Genomic DNA, 18,603 nt, shown 5'->3' on the forward strand with positions numbered 1-18,603 from the left:
GGACACGTGACATCCTGTCTGAATATGGGGGGACCATCCTCCAAGGCTAAATACTCCTGACTGACCGATAGTGAACCAGTACCGTGAGGGAAAGGCGAAAAGAACCCCTGTGAGGGGAGTGAAATAGAACCTGAAACCGTGTACGTACAAGCAGTGGGAGCCCTTCGGGGTGACTGCGTACCTTTTGTATAATGGGTCAGCGACTTACATTTTGTAGCGAGGTTAACCGTATAGGGGAGCCGTAGGGAAACCGAGTCTTAACTGGGCGTCTAGTTGCAAGGTGTAGACCCGAAACCGGGTGATCTAGCCATGGGCAGGTTGAAGGTTGAGTAACATCAACTGGAGGACCGAACCCACTAACGTTGCAAAGTTAGGGGATGACCTGTGGCTGGGGGTGAAAGGCCAATCAAACTCGGAGATAGCTGGTTCTCCCCGAAAGCTATTTAGGTAGCGCCTCGGACGAATACTACTGGGGGTAGAGCACTGTTTGGGCTAGGGGGTCATCCCGACTTACCAACCCCATGCAAACTCCGAATACCAGTAAGTACTATCCGGGAGACACACGGCGGGTGCTAACGTCCGTCGTGAAGAGGGAAACAACCCAGACCGCCGGCTAAGGTCCCAAAGTTCTGGTTAAGTGGGAAACGATGTGGGAAGGCTCAGACAGCTAGGATGTTGGCTTAGAAGCAGCCATCATTTAAAGAAAGCGTAATAGCTCACTAGTCGAGTCGGCCTGCGCGGAAGATGTAACGGGGCTCAAACCAGGCACCGAAGCCGCGGATTCACACTAAGTGTGAGTGGTAGGGGAGCGTTCTGTAAGTCTGCGAAGGTGTGTCGAGAGGCATGCTGGAGATATCAGAAGTGCGAATGCTGACGTAAGTAACGATAAAGGGGGTGAAAAGCCTCCTCGCCGGAAGACCAAGGGTTCCTGTCCAACGTTAATCGGGGCAGGGTGAGTCGACCCCTAAGGCGAGGCCGAAAGGCGTAGTCGATGGGAAGCAGGTTAATATTCCTGCACGACTTGTAATTGCGATGGGGGGACGGAGAAGGCTAGGTGGGCCAGGCGACGGTTGTCCTGGTGAAAGTGCGTAGGTGGTGTTTCTAGGCAAATCCGGAGACACAACACTGAGACACGAGACGAACGCACTACGGTGCGGAAGCCATTGATGCCCTGCTTCCAGGAAAAGCCTCTAAGCTTCAGATTACAAGTCATCGTACCCCAAACCGACACAGGTGGTCGGGTAGAGAATACCAAGGCGCTTGAGAGAACTCGGGTGAAGGAACTAGGCAAAATAGAACCGTAACTTCGGGAGAAGGTTCGCTCTTGATGGTGAAGTCCCTTGCGGATGGAGCTGTCGGGAGTCGCAGTGACCAGATGGCTGGGACTGTTTATCAAAAACACAGCACTCTGCAAACACGAAAGTGGACGTATAGGGTGTGACACCTGCCCGGTGCCGGAAGGTTAATTGATGGGGTTAGCGCAAGCGAAGCTCTTGATCGAAGCCCCGGTAAACGGCGGCCGTAACTATAACGGTCCTAAGGTAGCGAAATTCCTTGTCGGGTAAGTTCCGACCTGCACGAATGGTGTAACCATGGCCATGCTGTCTCCACCCGAGACTCAGTGAAATCGAATTCGCCGTGAAGATGCGGTGTACCCGCGGCTAGACGGAAAGACCCCGTGAACCTTTACTACAGCTTGGCACTGAACATTGAACCTACATGTGTAGGATAGGTGGGAGGCTTTGAAGGCGTGACGCCAGTTGCGCTGGAGCCGTCCTTGAAATACCACCCTTGTATGTTTGATGTTCTAACGCAGGGCCCTGAATCGGGCTCGCGGACAGTGCCTGGTGGGTAGTTTGACTGGGGCGGTCTCCTCCCAAAGAGTAACGGAGGAGCACGAAGGTTGGCTAATCCTGGTCGGACATCAGGAGGTTAGTGCAATGGCATAAGCCAGCTTAACTGCGAGACGGACAGGTCGAGCAGGTACGAAAGTAGGTCATAGTGATCCGGTGGTTCTGAATGGAAGGGCCATCGCTCAACGGATAAAAGGTACTCCGGGGATAACAGGCTGATACCGCCCAAGAGTTCATATCGACGGCGGTGTTTGGCACCTCGATGTCGGCTCATCACATCCTGGGGCTGAAGTCGGTCCCAAGGGTATGGCTGTTCGCCATTTAAAGTGGTACGCGAGCTGGGTTCAGAACGTCGTGAGACAGTTCGGTCCCTATCTGCCGTGGGCGTTGGATGATTGAAGGGAGTTGCTCCTAGTACGAGAGGACCGGAGTGAACGAACCTCTGGTGTTCGGGTTGTCACGCCAGTGGCACTGCCCGGTAGCTAAGTTCGGAATCGATAACCGCTGAAAGCATCTAAGCGGGAAGCGAGCCCTGAGATGAGTCATCCCTGACCCCTTGAGGGTCCTAAAGGGCCGTTGGAGACCACAACGTTGATAGGTGGGGTGTGTAAGCGTAGCGATACGTTGAGCTAACCCATACTAATTACCCGTGAGGCTTAACCATACAACACCCAAGAAGTGTTCTGGGCCTTGTAGCAAGTGCATAAACTACTTACAAATTCAGTGATAATGACCAGCAACTAGCAAAGTCGTTATTCACGTCAGCTTTTTCAGATTGAAGATTTTGCCTGGCGGCAATAGCGCAGTGGAACCACCTGACCCCATGCCGAACTCAGAAGTGAAACGCTGTAGCGCCGATGGTAGTGTGGCATTCGCCATGCGAGAGTAGGACACTGCCAGGCACCCAACACGAGAAACCCCGCTCACTCGAGCGGGGTTTTTTATTGTCTGAAATTCAGCCCTCACTGGAGGGCTGGCGGGCACTATGGTGCTGTTTCCCGCCGTGTTTTCTGATACTCGCATTCATCATCCCAGCCAATATCGACTTGTTTGCGGCCTATTTCTGCTCAATATCTATTCGAAGACCCGCATTCTGGATATAAAAAGCACAGAATGTGATGCTTCTACCTTTCTTGTCATGCCTGCTCTGGTTTAATTCCCGGGTCCACATCGATGGACCAAGGAATCACAATAATTTGAGGAATGGACACATGTTCAAAAGAACAGTAACGATGATGCTGGCGGCGGGAACCCTGGTATTAGGCGGTTGCGCATCCAATGGTGGTGCAGAGCAGGCGGCGGCGGACAACAGCGACTTCGGCGGCAAGTCCATCTACCTGCGTGGTGAGATGAACGACTGGATGGCCACCGACGAAAGCAAGGTCGTCAAGGTTGCCGACAAGCTCTACATGGCCAAGGGGACGCTCAAGAAAGAGTGGGCTCCTTACAAGTTCAAGTTTGCCGACTCCGGCTGGAGTTGTGGCACCAACTTCGGTTACAAGAGCCCGAGCGATGGCGTTGCCGTGCTCGGCGGGGAACCTGTACCGGTCAATCCGTGCTCCAAGTATGAGGACATGAAGTTCTCGCCCGAGGCGGATGGCGTCTATGAGTTCTATCTGAATATGGCGGGTGAGACACCGAGCGTATACGTCAAGAAACCCTGAGATAGTCTCTCGCTTTAAATCTCTCGGAAATTGAACCGGTTAAATGCCCTGGCCCAGAAATCTGCTGGCCGGGGCATTTTTTTAGGATAGAATCGGCGCCCTTACGACGGATGAATCACAATATATTGTGTTTTAAGTTCTTAAATTTACTACTGGTAGTATTTTTGTCACGATATTGCCCCATTCACAGGAGGTTGATTGACCATGGCTAAATCCATTCCGGTACTGGAGGGCGTCACCGCCAGCCGCCAGATCCCTCTGCAGGAGACGTCTCTCGAGATCTGGGACAGCAAGTATCGTCTCAAGAGCAAGGATGGCGCCCCCATCGACGGCTCCATCGACGAGACCTACCAGCGTGTCGCTCGCGCGCTGGCAGCGCAGGAGCGCGAACCCGACACCTGGTATGAACCCTTCCTGTGGGCCCTGCGCAATGGTGCCATTCCGGCGGGCCGTATCACCTCCAACGCCGGGGCGTTTGAGCACAAGCCGGCGACCTCCACCATCAACTGCACCGTCTCCGGCACCATTGAGGATTCGATGGACGATATCCTCGGCAAGGTGCACGAGGCGGGGCTGACCCTGAAGGCGGGTTGCGGCATCGGTTACGACTTCTCGACCCTGCGACCGCGCGGAGCCTTCGTTTCGGGAGCGGGAGCCTATACCTCCGGGCCGCTCTCCTTCATGGATATCTACGACAAGATGTGCTTTACCGTCTCCTCTGCCGGTGGCCGTCGTGGCGCCCAGATGGGCACCATGGATATCCGTCACCCCGATGTCGTCGAGTTCATCCAGGCCAAGCGGGAGGATGGTCGCCTGCGTCAATTCAACCTCTCCCTGCTTATCACGGAAGAGTTCGTCAGTGCGGTGAAGGAGGATGCCCCCTGGCAACTGATCTTCCCCTACACCGCCAAGGAGGTGGAGCAGGATGGCATCGCGCTGGATGACCCTGCGAGGGTGGTCTGGGCGGACTGGCCCAACAAGGAGGGTGTGGTGATCAACGAGCTGGGTCAGGTGGCCTGCAAGGTCTACAAGACCCTGCCCGCGCGCAAGCTGTGGAACGTCATCATGACCTCTACCTACGACTATGCGGAGCCCGGTTTCATCCTGATCGACAAGGTGAACCAGATGAACAACAACTGGTTCTGCGAAGAGATCCGTGCCACCAACCCCTGCGGTGAACAGCCTCTGCCGCCCTATGGGGCCTGTCTGCTGGGCTCGGTCAACCTGACCACCTTCGTGCGCGATCCCTTCACCGAGCAGGCCGCCTTCGACTGGCCCGCGTTTCGCAAGGTGGTGGCCATCTTCACCCGCATGCTCGACAACGTGGTGGAGATAAACCAGCTGCCGCTGGCCAAGCAGCGCGAGGAGATCACCGCCAAGCGTCGCCACGGCATGGGCTTCCTGGGGCTGGGCTCGACCCTCACCATGCTGCGCATCAAGTACGGCTCTGCGGCCTCCGTCGCCTTCACCGAACAGGTCTCCCAGGAGCTGGCGATGACCGGCTGGCAGGAGTCTCTGCGTCTGGCGAAGGAGAAGGGGCCCGCCCCCATCATGGAGCAGGAGTTCGAAGTCACCGGCAAGATGCTGCGTCTGCGCCCGGAAATGGCGGCAGATGGCATCAAGCTCGGCGACAAGGTGAAGGGCAAGGTGTTGCATGCCCGCTACAGCCGCTACATGCAGCAGGTGGCCGAGGTGGATCCCGCTCTGGTGGCCGAGCTGGCCGAGGTGGGCGGACGCTTCACCCACCACAGCAGCATAGCGCCGACCGGTACCATCTCCCTGTCGCTCGCCAACAACGCCAGCAACGGCATCGAGCCGAGCTTTGCCCACCACTACAGCCGCAATGTCATCAAACCGGGCAAGAAGAGCAAGGAGAGCGTGGATGTCTACACCTTCGAGCTGCTGGCCTATCGCGAGCTGGTGAACCCGGCCGCCATGCCCTATGCCGAGGAGGAAGGTAGCCGCCTGCCGGATTACTTCATTACCGCGGACGACATCACGCCGACCGGGCACGTGGATATCCAGGCGGCGGCCCAGCGCTGGATCGACTCCTCCATCTCCAAGACCGCCAACGTGCCGACCGATTTTCCGTTCGAGCAGTTCAAGGATATCTACCTCTATGCCTCGGACTCCGGCCTCAAGGGCTGTACCACCTTCCGCTTCAACCCGGCCGCCTTCCAGGGCGTGCTGGTGAAGGAGAAGGATCTGGAGAACACAAGTTACGAGTTCACCCTGGAAGATGGCACCGTCATCACGGCGAAGGGGAACGAGGAGATCGAATACGATGGCGAGCTGCACACCGCCGCCAACCTCTATGATGCCTTGAAAGAAGGCTATTACGGCAAGTTCTGAGGACGAGACATGGTCAAGAAGATCGACAGAAAAATCGTCGCCTACAAGGTAAAAACCCGGGATGAGCCGCAAGATGCGCCGACGCCCCAGGATGACGTGGTGCACATGCATGAAACCGTATTGCGCCCGGAACGGTTGATGGGCACCACCTACAAGCTGAAGACGCCGGAGCACGTCTCCGAGCACTCGCTGTTCATCACCATCAACGACATCATTCTCAACGAGGGCACGGTGCACGAGACCCGGCGCCCGTTCGAGATCTTCATCAACTCCAAGAGCCTGGAGCACTATCAGTGGATAGTGGCGCTGACCCGCATCATCTCGGCGGTGTTTCGCAAGGGAGGGGACGTCACCTTTCTGGTGGAGGAGTTGCGCTCCGTGTTCGATCCCAAGGGGGGCTACTGGAACAAGGGCAAGTACGTGCCTTCGCTCATCGCCGAAATTGGCAACGTGATCGAAACCCATCTCACCGAGATCGGCATGCTCAAGGTACCTGGGCTGGACGAGCACCAGCAGGCGTTCCTGGCCGAGAAGCAGGCACAATTGCAGGCACAGCAACAGGCAGAAGAGCAGCCGGCGGGCAGCGGTTTCCCATCCAGTGCCGCGCTCTGCTACAAGTGCCACACCAAGGCGCTGGTGCAAAAGGATGGCTGCATGACCTGTCTCAACTGCGGGGATTCCAAGTGCGGTTGAGGGGCTGATTGCCACCAAAGGCCGGCGACATGCCGGCCTTTTCGTTGCTGATTTTATGTTCGAACGACGCCCATGATGGCAGCGATTTGTTGCGCACCGGTAAATTCGGGCGTAGCGTTGGGGGTAATAAAACTGTCACGGCCGTGTGGTTTCAATGACATCTGAGATTCACACACGTGGCACCTTCAGTGCCAAGGAGGATGCTTATGGACAACACGGACCGAAAGCTGTTTATCCTGGATACCAACGTTCTGCTTCACGAACCCCTCGCCATCTACTCCTTCAAAGAGCACGACGTGCTCATCCCCATGACGGTGCTCGAAGAGCTCGACAACATCAAGGATCGCCAGAAGGACGTCAGCCGTGATGCCCGTATCGCCATCCGTGCCCTGGAAGATGTGTTCCGCGATGCGACTCCGGAGCAGATAGTGCAAGGGGTGGCGCTGGCCGGCGAGGCGAGCGGCCATATCTCCATCTTCAGCGACCACCATCTGCCCCAGGATGCCGAGGTGTTCACCGACAAGGAGGCGGACAACCGCATCATCAACGCCGCCCTCTATCTGCAGAAGCACGAGATGAAGCGTCAGGTGGTGCTGGTCACCAAAGACATCAACATGCGCCTCAAGGCCAAGGGAGCAGGTCTTGCCCATGTGGAGGATTACCGCAGCGACCAGCTCATCGACGACATCCGCCTGCTCGCCAAGGGCTTCCAGGTGGTGCCCGGCAGCTTCTGGGAGCGGGTCGGTGAGTGCGACAGCGAAACCCATGGCCGCGATACGGTCCACGTCATCGATGCCAACCTGCTGGAGGGCGTCCACGTCAACCAGTACCTGCTGGACGAGGAGAACTTCTTTGCCGCGCGGGTGCTGAGCCACGACGGCAACAAGATCCGCCTGAAAGATCTCGGCCGCGAGCGGCTGATGTCCCGCAAGGCCTGGGGGGTGCATCCCAAGAACGTCTATCAGGGCATGGCGTTGGATGCCCTGCTGGATCCGCACATCGACCTGGTGATCCTGACCGGCCCGGCGGGCTGCGGCAAGACCCTGCTCGCCATGGCGGCGGCGCTGGAGCTGGTGATCGAGAAGGGGATCTACGAGAAGGTGATCGTCACTCGAAATACCCCGGAAATCGCCGAGAGCATCGGCTTCCTGCCCGGCACCGAAGAAGAGAAGATGATGCCCTGGCTGGCGGCGGTCACCGACACTCTGGAGGTGCTGCACAAGCAGGACGAGAACATGAGCGGGTCCCTCAGCTACATCATGGAGAAGGCCAACATCCAGTTCAAATCGGTCAACTTCATGCGCGGGCGCAGCATCCAGAACACCTTCGTGCTGCTGGACGAGTGCCAGAACCTGACCGCGTCCCAGATCAAGACCATCATCACCCGCTGCGGGGAGGGGACCAAGATCGTCTGCTCCGGCAACCTGGCTCAGATCGACTCCAACTACCTGAGCCCGGTGACCTCGGGTCTGACCTACATCGTCGAGCGGTTCAAGGACTTCGACGGCAGTGCCAATATCTTCCTGAACGGGGTGGTGCGCAGCCGGCTGGCTTCGTTTGCCGAGGAAAACCTCTGATCCCCGGCCAACTGGCCACTCATGAAAAGGGAAGCCAGGTGGCTTCCCTTTTTTGATCCCTTCTATCTCATGTCTCTCTCGGTCGGCCCAGGTAGCGCAGCAGCCCGGGGTGATCGCTGCTGTGCAGGATATCCGGCTTGCCCTGCAAGGCGATGGGTCCCTCGTCGATGAAGAGCACCTGATCGGCGATGAGCTGGGCATCGTCCTGGGAACGACAGGGAGAGACCATCAGCTTGTCAGCCCTTCACTGTGGCGACAGAGCGCGGCCCAGGTAGCGCAGCAGCCCCGGGTGATCGCTGCTTTGCAGGATATCCGGCTTGCCCTGCAAGGCGATGCGTCCCGCGTCGATGAAGAGCACCTGATCGGCGATGAGCTGGGCATCCTCGGGGTTGTGAGAGACCATCAGCACGGTGATGCCCTGCTCGCAGGCGAGGCGGGCGACCTCCGCCAGCATCTCCCGCCGCAGGGCCGGATCGAGGGCCGAGAAGGGCTCGTCCAGCAGCAGCAGCGGCCTGCCCCGCACCAGGGCGCGGGCCAGCCCCACCCGCTGCTGCTGGCCGCCGGAGAGCTGCTCCGGCAGGCGCGTCAGCATCTCCCCCAGGCCCACCTTGTCAGCGGCCTCCTGCACCTGCCTTTTCTGGGCCGGATTCAAGCGCAGGCCGGGATGCAGGCCGATGGCAATGTTGTCGAACACCGACAGGTGCAGGAAGAGGTTGTGATCCTGGAACAGGGTGGTGACCGGGCGCTCGGCGGGGCCCAGTGACAGCAGATCCTGGCCGTCGAAGGTGAGGGTGCCCGACTCCACCGGCACGAAGCCTGCGATCATGCCGAGCAGGGTGGACTTGCCGGCGCCGCTCGGACCGATGAGGGCGGTGATCTCCCCCTTGGGCAAGGTCGCGCTGAAGGTCACCTGCCAGTCGGGATAACTGGTGACCAGCTCCTCAATTACCAGCATGTTTGTCTCCTGAATGTCGTTTTATAGAACAACAGTAAGAAAAATTGATGAAAGGCAGCGTGAGTGACTGCCCCAAGGGGCGCCCCAGGGGCGTGCCCGGCCGGATCCTGGGGGCTGGGGGGCGGCAATGCCGCCGGGGATCAGTGATCCACATGTCTGCCTCCCAGTCCCCGCTCCACCAGCCAGAACAGGGAGAAGCAGAGGGTGAGCAGCAGCAGGGCGGTGGCGGCCGCCTCGGTCAGCCGGTAGCTGCCGAGCTGCTGATAGAGCAGCCAGGGCAGGGTGGTGAGGGTCTGGCTGCCGAACATGGCGATGGCCCCAAGATCCCCAAGGGACAATATCATCGAGAGCGCCATGGACAGGGCCAGCGGGCGGCGCAGCAGGGGCCACTCCACCAGGCGCAGGCGATGCAGGCCGCGCACTCCCAGGCTGTCCGCCAGCCGATCGTACTGGCGCACCACCAGTTGCATGGGGGCCGAGAGGGTGCGCAGCACATAGGGCAGCGCCATCAGGGCGTTGACCAGCACCACCAGCCAGGGGCCCAGGGCAAAGACGTCGGTGAAGGGCATGAACAGGATGAAGAGGCCGGTGGAGAGCACCACCGCCGGGATCATCAGGATCATGGAGCCGCTGGCCTCCCACAGGGCGGCGGCCCGCCGTTTGCGATCCCGCACCCTCAGATGCCGGCTGGTGAGCAGCAGCCCGGCGCCGAGTAAAGTGGCCAGGGAGCCCGCCGCCAGGGCTATGCCCAGGGACTGCCCCCCTGCCTGCCACAGCCGGGGTGAGCCGAGCGCCGCCAGCAGACCGGGGTTGAACCCGGCGACCACGATGGCCAGCAGGGGCGGCAGGAAGATGGCGAGCCCCATGGTCAGGGCAAGGCCATCTACCAGAGCGCTGCCCTTCTGGTGTCTGTCGGGACGCAGGCAGGGGCGACGGCTGGTGAGGCGACTGGCCGGGGTGGTCTGCAGCTTGTGTTGCAGCAGGAGCAGGGCCAGGGTCAGCAGCAGTTGCACCAGGGCGAGCCCGCCAGCGGTGGCGAGATCGAAGTCAAAGCGCAGCGCCTGGTAGACGGCTACCTCCAGTGTGGTGGACTTGGGGCCGCCCCCGAGCGCCAGCACTGTGGTGAAGCTGGTGAAGCAGAGCATGAAGATGAGGCTGGCGAGCCCCGGCAAGATGCCGCGGATGAGCGGCCACTCCAGCAGCCGGAAGATGTGGGAGGAGCGCATGCCGAGCTGGCTGGCGAGGCGCCAGGAGGACTCGGGGATGCTCTCTATGCTCTGCAGAATGAGGCGGGCGGCCAGCGGCATGTTGAAGAAGACATGGGCCAGCAGGATGCCGAACAGGCCATAGAGGTAGTTGCCGGGATCCATGCCCAGGCCGTGCAGCAGTTGCGGCAGCCAGCCCTGGCGACCGTGCACCGCCACCATGCCGAAGATGGCGATGATGACCGGCAACACCAGGGAGAGGCCGAAGAGCTTGAGCAGCAGGCGGCGTCCGGTGAAACGGCGTCGCGCCAGGGCCCTGGCCACCGGGATGGCAAGCCCCAGGCTCAGCAGGGTGGAGAGCAGTGCCTGCCAGAGGCTGAAACCCAGCACGTGGCGCAGGTAGGGATCGCCTAGCAGGGCGCGGGGGGAGAGGGTCCCCGCCTGCCACAACAGGGCGACCAGCGGCCCAATGGAGAGCAGCAGGATGACCAGGGTGGCTGCACTGCCGGGCAGCCACCAGAGGGAACGACGACCTGAACTCACTGGGTGACGGCTTGCAGCCATTCGCGGATCCACCCCTTGCGGTTGGCGGCCACCTCGTCAGAGCTGAAGGTGAGGGGCTTAGCTACAGTGATCATCTGTTCGAACCCCTTGGGCAGCGCCACGTCTGTCACCGGATACATCCAGTTGCCGCCGGGGATCTCGTTCTGGAAGGCGGGGCTCACCATGAATTGCAGGAACTGGTCAGCCAGTTTGCCCTGTGTGGCGCCCTTGAGCTTGGCTGCTACTTCCACCTGGCGGTAGTGACCCTCCTCGAACGCGGCCGCCCGGTACTGGGGCTTGCTCTCGGCAATCAGGTGATAGGCGGGGGAGGTGGTGTAGGAGAGCACCATGTCCGCCTCGCCGTCGAGGAACATGCCGTAGGCCTCTGACCACCCCTTGGTGACGGTGACCGTCTTTTTGGCCAGTTGCGCCCAGGCGGTCGGTGCCTCATCCCCGTAGACCGACTTCATCCAGAGCATCAGGCCCTGACCCGGGGTGGAGGTGCGGGGATCCTGATAGATCACCTTGATATCGGGACGTGCCGCCAGCTCCTTCAGGCTCTTGGGGGGCTGCTTGAGCTTGTTGCTGTCATAGACGAAGGCGAAGTAGCCGTAGTCATAGGGGACAAAGGTGTCATCCTGCCAGCCACCCGGCACCTTGAGGTCATCGAGCCTGGTGGAATGGGGGGCGAACAGGCCGCTCTGCTTGGCCTCGCTGATGAGGGCATCGTCCAGCCCCAGCACCATGTCGGCCTTGCTGTGCTGGCCTTCCAGCCGCAGCCGGTTGAGGATGGCGACGCCATCCTCGAGGGGCACCAGATTGAGGGTGCAGCCGCACTCCTTCTCGAAGGCCTGCTTGATCTTGGGGCCCGGCCCCCATTCGGCGGCGAAGGAGCCGTAGGTGTAGACGGTGAGGGTGTCGGCGGCAAACGCCTGGGCAGAGAGCAGGCTGGTGGCGATCAGCAGCAGGGTCTTCATCAATGGCACTCCTGTGGATATCGGGGTGCTCATCAATGGCACCTCGCGTGTGGTGAGCGCCGGCGGATGAGGGCACAAAAAACGCGCGCCATGCCTCAAATTCCTCCGCCAGCATTATCTGGATCAGGTTCACGGGTATAATCTCAGCGGTAAACCGCACCCCGTTTGAGCAACGCATCGCATTGTATTGGCGTTCCTGGGGGGAGGCCAGCACTATGTTTCACGGGCCGCATCGTGCGAGCCACCACCAAGGAGGAAGTCCCCAGTGATCACCAGCACCAAGGAAAGACGTGCCTTCCAGCGCATGGTCATCAATGCCCCCGTCACCCTGTTCCAGCATCAGCAGGTGCTGGAGGGGGTCTGCCGGGATCTCAGCGCCAACGGCATGGGCGTCGAGGTGAACAAGCACGAGTTCGATCTGGCCCAGCCCATCCGGGTGAGCCTGGCGACCAGCAGCAATCTTCTGCCTCCCTTCGAGGCCCAGGCCCGCATCGTGCGGGTGCTGGAGGAAGAAGACGGTCTCCTGCTGGCGCTGGAGTTTCTCTCCCTCACCTGAGACCCGGGCGCCCGTCCTCCTCGAGACAGGCCAGCCATGGGCTGGCCTGTCTCATTTCCCCTCATCCTGCACCGGCTGCACGCTCAACTGGCCGCTGTCGACCAGCGTCTTGCTGGTGGGCGCGAGCTGGCCCATGGGCAGCTGGGCCGGGCCGGTCGGCTCCATCAGGAGGTAGGTCTCCCCCGCCCGGCTCAAGGTGGCTTCCCCCGGTTTGGCTGGCAGGGCCACCCCCAGGAGGGCGTGTCCCGGCACGAACACCATGGCCTGCTTGAGATCGGGATACCCCTGGGCCAGCAGGGCGGCCATCAGGGTCACCTTGCTGTCGCAATCCCCCCGGTTCTGCTCCAGCACCTGGCGCGGGCTCAGAAACCCCTTGCCAGAGCGGCCCGACTGGCTGTCGAGCAGTTGATAGGGGATGGCCTGGATGAAGTCGAGCATGTGGGCCACCGTCTTCTGGCGCGCCTCGGTCTCGGTGGCCCCTTCCTGCTTGAGCTGCTCCATCAACGGGGCCAGTTCGTCCCGGCTCTCCAGGGCGATGCGCACATGATCCTGCTTGATGGCGGGAGCGCCGTCGGGGGCAGTGAAGGGCTGGAAGTAGTGCTGCGTGAGCCAGGCGGCCTCCAGTTTGGCCTGCTCGGGCTTGACCCATTGGGATGCTTCCCGCGCCTTGTCGGCGTTGCGGCTCTTGATGCTGAGGCTCATGGCGGGGCGAACGAGGGAGAATTGCACCTCGGGGAACGCTAGGGGGGCCTGTTGCAGCAGGCTTTGCAGTACGTCTTCCTGCATCCTGGCCGGACGGTAAGCGATGAGAGGGGGCAGCTTGCCCGCCTCCAGTCGGTAGCTGAGCTGCTGCGCCTTGCCCTCCCTGTCCTGCCAGCCGACGTTGAGCTGACCGCCACTGTTGGTGAAAGAGGTCTGCCCGCCCAGGGCCGGGAGGCTGAGCAGCAGGCAGAGCAATGAAAGGGCGCCCCTTGCGGACATGGGTGTCTCCTGTCGGACATGCAGAGGTGGCGGGCTTTGTACAGCGACCCGACAATAAAACAGGGAGCCTCGGCTCCCTGTTGATTCTACTCGCTTTCTTGTCGCAGGCTCGTCAAATCCAGCTTGGCTGCTTCGCCTCGAAGGCGCTGATGGCGGCCTCGTGCTGCAGGGTCAGACCGATGGCATCCAACCCGTTGAGCAGACAGTAGCGACGGAACTCGTCGATTTCGAAGCCGAACGTGAGGCTGCCTGCACGCACCTGGTTGGCCTCCAGATCCACTTCGATCTCGATGCCCGGCTGGGCAGCGACCAGCTGGAACAGGGCGTCGATCTCTTCCTCCTTCAGACGAACCGGCACCATGCCGTTGTTGATGGCGTTGCCGTAGAAGATGTCGGCAAAGCTCGGAGCGATCATGGTCTTGAAGCCGTAGTCCGCCAGCGCCCAGGGGGCGTGCTCGCGACTCGAGCCGCAGCCGAAGTTCTCGCGGGCCAACAGGATGCTGGCACCGGCGAATTGTGGTTTGTTCAGCACGAACTCCGGGTTGGGCTGCTCCCCTGCATCGTCCAGGAAGCGCCAGTCGTGGAACAGGTGCTTGCCAAAGCCGATGCGGTTCACTTTCTGCAGGAACTGCTTGGGAATGATGGCGTCGGTGTCGACGTTGGCGCTGTCGAGGGGAACGACGATCCCTTTATGCTGTTTGAAACCTGTCATGTACGTTCCCTCTTACAGTGCACGAATGTCGGCGAAGATGATGTCGGTGACGGCGAAGGGCCGTCCGTGTTGTTTGATTGCTTTCATCCTCAACCCCTCTTACAGCGCGCGAATGTCGGCGAAGCGGCCGGTGACGGCGGCGGCGGCGGCCATGGCCGGGCTCACCAGGTGGGTGCGACCGGCACGACCCTGACGCCCCTCGAAGTTGCGGTTGCTGGTGGAGGCGCAGCGCTCCCCCGGTTGCAGCCGGTCGTTGTTCATGGCCAGACACATGGAGCAGCCGGGCAAACGCCACTCAAAGCCTGCCTCGATGAAGATCTTGTCCAGCCCCTCGGCCTCGGCCTGGGCCTTCACCTGCTCGGAGCCCGGCACCACCAGGGCCTGTACCCCGGCGGCGACCTTGCGGCCACGGGCGATGGCGGCGGCAGCGCGCAGATCCTCGATGCGGCTGTTGGTGCACGAACCGATGAACACCTTGTCGATGGCCACGTCGGAGAGCTTCTGGCCCGGTTGCAGGTCCATGTAGGCGAGGGCCTTGCGGGCGGACTGCTGCTCCACCGGATCGGCGAAGGATTCCGGGGCAGGGATGGGCTCATTGACGGCAATCACCTGGCCCGGGTTGGTGCCCCAGGTCACTTGCGGGGCGATGTCGGCGGCGTCGAGCACCACTTCGGCATCGAAGTGGGCACCTTCGTCGCTCTTGAGGGTCAGCCAGTAGGCGATGGCCTGCTCCAGCGCCTCCCCCTTGGGAGCGAACACCTTGCCACGGATGTAGTCGATGGTGGTCTGGTCGGGGGCAATCATGCCCGCTTTGGCGCCGAGCTCGATGGCCATGTTGCACACCGTCATGCGCCCTTCCATGGTGAGCCCCTCGATGGCTTCACCAGCGAACTCCACCACGTAGCCGGTCCCGCCTGCGTGACCCACCTTGCCGATGATGGCGAGCACCACGTCTTTGGCGCTGATGCCTGCGGCCAGCTTGCCGTTGACAGAGATACGCATGGTCCTGGCGCGGCCCTGTTTCAGGGTCTGGGTGGCCATTACGTGTTCCACTTCGGAGGTGCCGATACCGAACGCGAGCGAGCCAAAGGCGCCGTGGGTGGCGGTGTGGGAGTCACCGCAGACGATGGTGGTGCCTGGCAATGTGATGCCGAGCTCAGGGCCCATCACGTGGACGATGCCCTGGTATTTGTGGTTCAAGTCATAGAGACGAACCCCGAACGCCTTGCAGTTGGCGGCGAGCGTCTCCATCTGGATGCGGGCCATCTCGCCGGAGGCGGCGATGTCCTTGGTGGTGGTGGAGACGTTGTGATCCATGGTGGCCCAGGTCAGATCCGGGCGACGCAGCTGGCGGTTCATGGCGCGCAGGCCGTCGAATGCCTGGGGGCTGGTCACTTCATGCACCAGATGACGGTCGATGTAGATGAGAGGGGTTTCCCCTTCCACTTCCCGCACCACGTGGGCGTCGAACACTTTCTGATAGAGGGTCTTGGACATTGCTCGGTTTCCTTGTTATCGATGCCGTGGGATCAGATGCGCGCGGCGATCTGGCTGCCCATGTCGGCCGTGCTCTGCACCGGGTGCGTGGCGCTGGCCTGATGCAGGTCGGCGGTGAAATAGCCTTCTGCCAGGGTCTGGGCCACGGCCTGCTCGATGGCCTGGGCAGCGGCTTCCTGGCCGAGACTGTAACGCAGCATCAGGGCGGCGGAGAGGATCTGGGCGATGGGATTCGCAATCCCCTTGCCGGCGATATCCGGGGCCGAGCCACCGGCCGGCTCGAACAGGCCGAAGCCGGATTCGTTGAGGCTGGCGGAGGGGAGCAGCCCCATGGAGCCGGTGATCATGGCGCACTCGTCGGAGAGGATGTCACCGAACAGGTTGGAGCAGAGCAGCACGTCGAACTGGGACGGATCCTTGATGAGCTGCATGGTGGCGTTGTCGATGTACATGTGGTTCAGGGCCACGTCCGGGTAGGACTTGGCGACCTCGGTCACCACCTCGCGCCACAGGATGGAGGAGGCGAGCACGTTGGCCTTGTCGATGGAGGTGACCCTGGCCTTGCGCACCCGGGCCGATTCAAACGCTATCTTGGCGATGCGCTCGATCTCGAAGCGGTGGTACACCTCGGTGTCGAAGGCCTTCTCGGTGGCGCCTTCCCCTTCACGCCCCTTGGGCTGGCCGAAATAGATGCCGCCGGTCAGCTCGCGCACGCAGGCGATGTCGAAGCCGCGATCGGAGATGTCGGCACGCAGCGGGGAGAACTGCTCCAGACCGGTGTAGATGCGGGCCGGGCGCAGGTTGCAGAACAGTTTGAAGTGGGCACGCAGGGGCAGCAGGGCACCGCGCTCCGGCTGATCGTTGGGCGGCAGGTGCTCCCACTTGGGGCCGCCCACCGATCCGAACAGCACCGCATCGGCCGCTTCGCAGCCTTTGATCGTGCTCTGGGGCAGCGGTGTGCCGTGGTTGTCGATGGCGATGCCGCCGACGTCGTGACGGCCATAGTCGAGGGAGAAGCCGAATTTGGTCTGCACCTTTTCCAGTACCTTGATGGCCTCTGCCATCACTTCCGGGCCAATGCCGTCACCCGGCAATACTGCGATCCGATAACTGCTCATACTCTCTCCGTCTTGATAGTGTGATTCCGTTTCATCCGGGAGGCCGGTCCGGGCCACTGCCCTGGCCCCGGTCCTCCCCATGTCATGCTGTCATCTTGTCCGGCGGCGGGCTCAGACGGTTTCCGATTTGATGGTGTGGTTGCGCTCCATCTGCTCGGCCACCTGGTCCGCGCGCCAGATGCTGTTGATCACGTGGACCAGGGCCTGGGCCGAGGATTCGATGATGTCGGTGGCCAGCCCCATGCCGTGGAACTTGCGCCCCTTGTACTCGGCGACGATGTCCACCTGGCCGAGGGCGTTCTTGCCCTCGCCCTTGCCCTTGAGTTCGTATTTATCGATGCGGATCTCGTAGCCGGTGATGCGGTTGATGCACTGGTAGACCGCATCCACCGGGCCGTTGCCGGTGGCGGCCTCGCACACCAGATCCTGGCCTACCTTGAGCTTGACCGAGGCGGTGGCGAGCACCGAGCTGCCGCTCTGCACGCCAAGGTACTCCAGCTTGAAGTGCTCGGGCTCCTCGTGGATCTGGCTGAAGAAGGCGAGGGCCTCCAGGTCGTAGTCGAACACCTGGCCCTTCTTGTCGGCCAGGGTGAGGAACTTGGCGTAGAGATCGTCGAGGTCGTAGCTGCTCTCGGCGTAGCCCATGGACTCCATCCGGTGCTTGATGACGTGGCGGCCGGAGCGGGAGGTCATGTTGAGGTTGTTCTGGGTGAGACCGATGCTCTCGGGGGTGATGATTTCATAGGTGTTCTTCGCCTTGAGCACGCCGTCCTGATGGATGCCTGAGCTGTGGGAGAAGGCGTTGGCGCCGACGATGGCCTTGTTGGGCTGCACCGGCATGTTGCAGATTTGACTGACGAGGGTGCTGGTGCGGTGGATCTCGCTGTGGCGGATGTTGGTGTGTACCCCGAGCAGGTCGGCGCGGGTTTTCAGGATCATCGCGACCTCTTCCAGAGAGCAGTTGCCAGCACGCTCGCCGATGCCGTTGATGGTGCACTCGATCTGGCGGGCCCCCATCTGCACGGCACTGATGGAGTTGGCCACCGAGAGGCCCAGATCGTCGTGGCAGTGCACCGAGATGATGGCCTTGTCGATGTTGGGTACCCGGTTGAACAGGGTGTGGATGATGCCGGAGAATTCGGTCGGCACCGTGTAGCCCACGGTGTCAGGAATGTTGATGGTGCGGGCGCCGGCCTTGATGGCGGCTTCCACCATGCGGCACAGGTTGTCTATCGGGGTGCGGCCCGCATCTTCGCAGGAGAACTCCACGTCATCGGTGTAGCGCAAGGCGTGCTTGATGGCACCGACCCCCATCTCCAGCACGTCTTCGAAGCTCTTTTTCAGCTTGCTCTCCACGTGGATGGAGGAGGTGGAGATGAAGGTATGGATGCGAAACGCCTCTGCCACTTTCAAGGCTTCGCCGGCGGCATCGATGTCTTTTTGCAGGGCGCGAGCCAGGGCGCAGACCCGGCTGTTCTTGATGTGGCGGGCGATGGTCTGAACCGATTGAAAATCGCCGGGGGAGGAGACGGGGAAACCCACTTCCATGATATCGACACCGAGCCGCTCCAGCGCCTGGGCGATCTGCAGCTTCTCCTTGACCGTCAAGCTGGCCGACAGCGCCTGCTCACCATCACGCAAGGTGGTGTCGAATATGATGACCCGATCTGACATGTGACTTCCCTCTTCCTAAGTTCGCTGCGTGCATCCTGCATGGCATAAAAAAACCCGTGCGGGGTGCACGGGTTTCTGTAAATTCCGGCTATGCCTTAGCCCGGCTACAAGGATCCCGCGCGAGGAGTCGCGATTAGGGAGAGCAGTAGTAGCGGAGCGGCAATACGCATGATGTCTCAATCCTTCCAGTCGATAACGCTACTACCAATAACGAGATTTTTATGCTGTGTCAACCGGAATGGACAG

The 18,603-nt window shown here is 61.1% G+C and carries 14 protein-coding genes, 2 rRNA genes and 1 riboswitch (1 of these 17 only partly in view); of the genes, 7 read left to right on the forward strand and 9 right to left on the reverse strand.

The annotated features are described in order from the left end of the window. The 6 genes from I6L48_RS07875 to I6L48_RS07900 all read left to right on the forward strand — a co-directional run. Positions 1 to 2,517 (forward strand): 23S ribosomal RNA (locus I6L48_RS07875); it begins 372 nt to the left of the window's first position. A 123-nt stretch (positions 2,518 to 2,640) separates the two neighbouring features. Further along, positions 2,641 to 2,755 (forward strand): 5S ribosomal RNA (gene rrf, locus I6L48_RS07880). Between the two features lie 309 nt (positions 2,756 to 3,064). Next, positions 3,065 to 3,517, forward strand: coding sequence for a pullulanase (locus tag I6L48_RS07885; RefSeq protein ID WP_029313820.1), 453 nt, complete (start codon positions 3,065 to 3,067; stop codon positions 3,515 to 3,517). Positions 3,518 to 3,721: 204 nt separating this feature from the next. Beyond that, positions 3,722 to 5,869: an adenosylcobalamin-dependent ribonucleoside-diphosphate reductase gene (locus I6L48_RS07890; RefSeq protein ID WP_216987927.1), complete on the forward strand. Its 2,148-nt coding sequence runs from the start codon at positions 3,722 to 3,724 to the stop codon at positions 5,867 to 5,869. 9 nt (positions 5,870 to 5,878) lie between these two features. Next, positions 5,879 to 6,562 (forward strand): NrdJb, encoded by a 684-nt coding sequence (locus I6L48_RS07895; RefSeq protein WP_216987928.1) that lies wholly within the window; start codon positions 5,879 to 5,881, stop codon positions 6,560 to 6,562. A gap of 206 nt (positions 6,563 to 6,768) precedes the next feature. After that, positions 6,769 to 8,139, forward strand: coding sequence for a PhoH family protein (locus I6L48_RS07900; protein WP_041214576.1), 1,371 nt, complete (start codon positions 6,769 to 6,771; stop codon positions 8,137 to 8,139). Between the two features lie 67 nt (positions 8,140 to 8,206). On the opposite strand, the gene I6L48_RS07905 is transcribed toward I6L48_RS07900, so the two are convergent. The 4 genes from I6L48_RS07905 to thiB all read right to left on the reverse strand — a co-directional run bounded on the left by I6L48_RS07905 (position 8,207) and on the right by thiB (position 11,819). After that, positions 8,207 to 8,368: a hypothetical protein gene (locus I6L48_RS07905; RefSeq protein ID WP_216987929.1), complete on the reverse strand. Its 162-nt coding sequence runs from the start codon at positions 8,366 to 8,368 to the stop codon at positions 8,207 to 8,209. A gap of 15 nt (positions 8,369 to 8,383) precedes the next feature. After that, complete coding sequence (thiQ, locus tag I6L48_RS07910; RefSeq protein ID WP_216987930.1) at positions 8,384 to 9,094, reverse strand: thiamine ABC transporter ATP-binding protein; 711 nt, start codon at positions 9,092 to 9,094, stop codon at positions 8,384 to 8,386. Positions 9,095 to 9,234: 140 nt separating this feature from the next. After that, positions 9,235 to 10,863 (reverse strand): thiamine/thiamine pyrophosphate ABC transporter permease, encoded by a 1,629-nt coding sequence (gene thiP, locus I6L48_RS07915; RefSeq protein WP_216987931.1) that lies wholly within the window; start codon positions 10,861 to 10,863, stop codon positions 9,235 to 9,237. Then, on the reverse strand, positions 10,839 to 11,819 hold the full coding sequence (thiB, locus tag I6L48_RS07920; RefSeq protein WP_216987932.1) for a thiamine ABC transporter substrate binding subunit: 981 nt from the start codon (positions 11,817 to 11,819) through the stop codon (positions 10,839 to 10,841). The genes thiP and thiB overlap by 25 nt, the downstream gene beginning before the upstream one ends. Positions 11,820 to 11,902: 83 nt before the next feature. Further along, positions 11,903 to 11,993: riboswitch (TPP riboswitch) on the reverse strand. Positions 11,994 to 12,084: 91 nt separating this feature from the next. On the opposite strand from thiB, the gene I6L48_RS07925 reads away from it, so the two are divergent. Continuing rightward, positions 12,085 to 12,375 (forward strand): PilZ domain-containing protein, encoded by a 291-nt coding sequence (locus I6L48_RS07925; protein ID WP_010673149.1) that lies wholly within the window; start codon positions 12,085 to 12,087, stop codon positions 12,373 to 12,375. Positions 12,376 to 12,426: 51 nt separating this feature from the next. Here the strand turns inward: I6L48_RS07925 and I6L48_RS07930 are convergent, their stop codons facing one another. From I6L48_RS07930 to leuA, 5 genes are all read right to left on the reverse strand, one after another. Beyond that, the gene (locus I6L48_RS07930) at positions 12,427 to 13,356 is read right to left on the reverse strand and encodes a hypothetical protein (protein ID WP_042016676.1); all 930 of its coding nucleotides are present in this window, start codon (positions 13,354 to 13,356) and stop codon (positions 12,427 to 12,429) included. 112 nt (positions 13,357 to 13,468) lie between these two features. Then, positions 13,469 to 14,068, reverse strand: coding sequence for a 3-isopropylmalate dehydratase small subunit (gene leuD, locus I6L48_RS07935; RefSeq protein WP_216987933.1), 600 nt, complete (start codon positions 14,066 to 14,068; stop codon positions 13,469 to 13,471). Positions 14,069 to 14,167: 99 nt separating this feature from the next. Beyond that, positions 14,168 to 15,565: a 3-isopropylmalate dehydratase large subunit gene (leuC, locus tag I6L48_RS07940; RefSeq protein WP_113069685.1), complete on the reverse strand. Its 1,398-nt coding sequence runs from the start codon at positions 15,563 to 15,565 to the stop codon at positions 14,168 to 14,170. Positions 15,566 to 15,597: 32 nt separating this feature from the next. Beyond that, the gene (gene leuB / locus I6L48_RS07945; RefSeq protein ID WP_216987934.1) at positions 15,598 to 16,683 is read right to left on the reverse strand and encodes a 3-isopropylmalate dehydrogenase; all 1,086 of its coding nucleotides are present in this window, start codon (positions 16,681 to 16,683) and stop codon (positions 15,598 to 15,600) included. A gap of 111 nt (positions 16,684 to 16,794) precedes the next feature. Next, entirely contained in the window at positions 16,795 to 18,357 is a 1,563-nt protein-coding gene (leuA, locus tag I6L48_RS07950) for a 2-isopropylmalate synthase (RefSeq protein ID WP_010673154.1), read from the reverse strand. Positions 18,358 to 18,603 lie beyond the last annotated feature (246 nt).

The sequence above is a fragment of the Aeromonas sp. FDAARGOS 1418 genome (assembly GCF_019048585.1).
GTDB lineage: Bacteria > Pseudomonadota > Gammaproteobacteria > Enterobacterales > Aeromonadaceae > Aeromonas > Aeromonas caviae.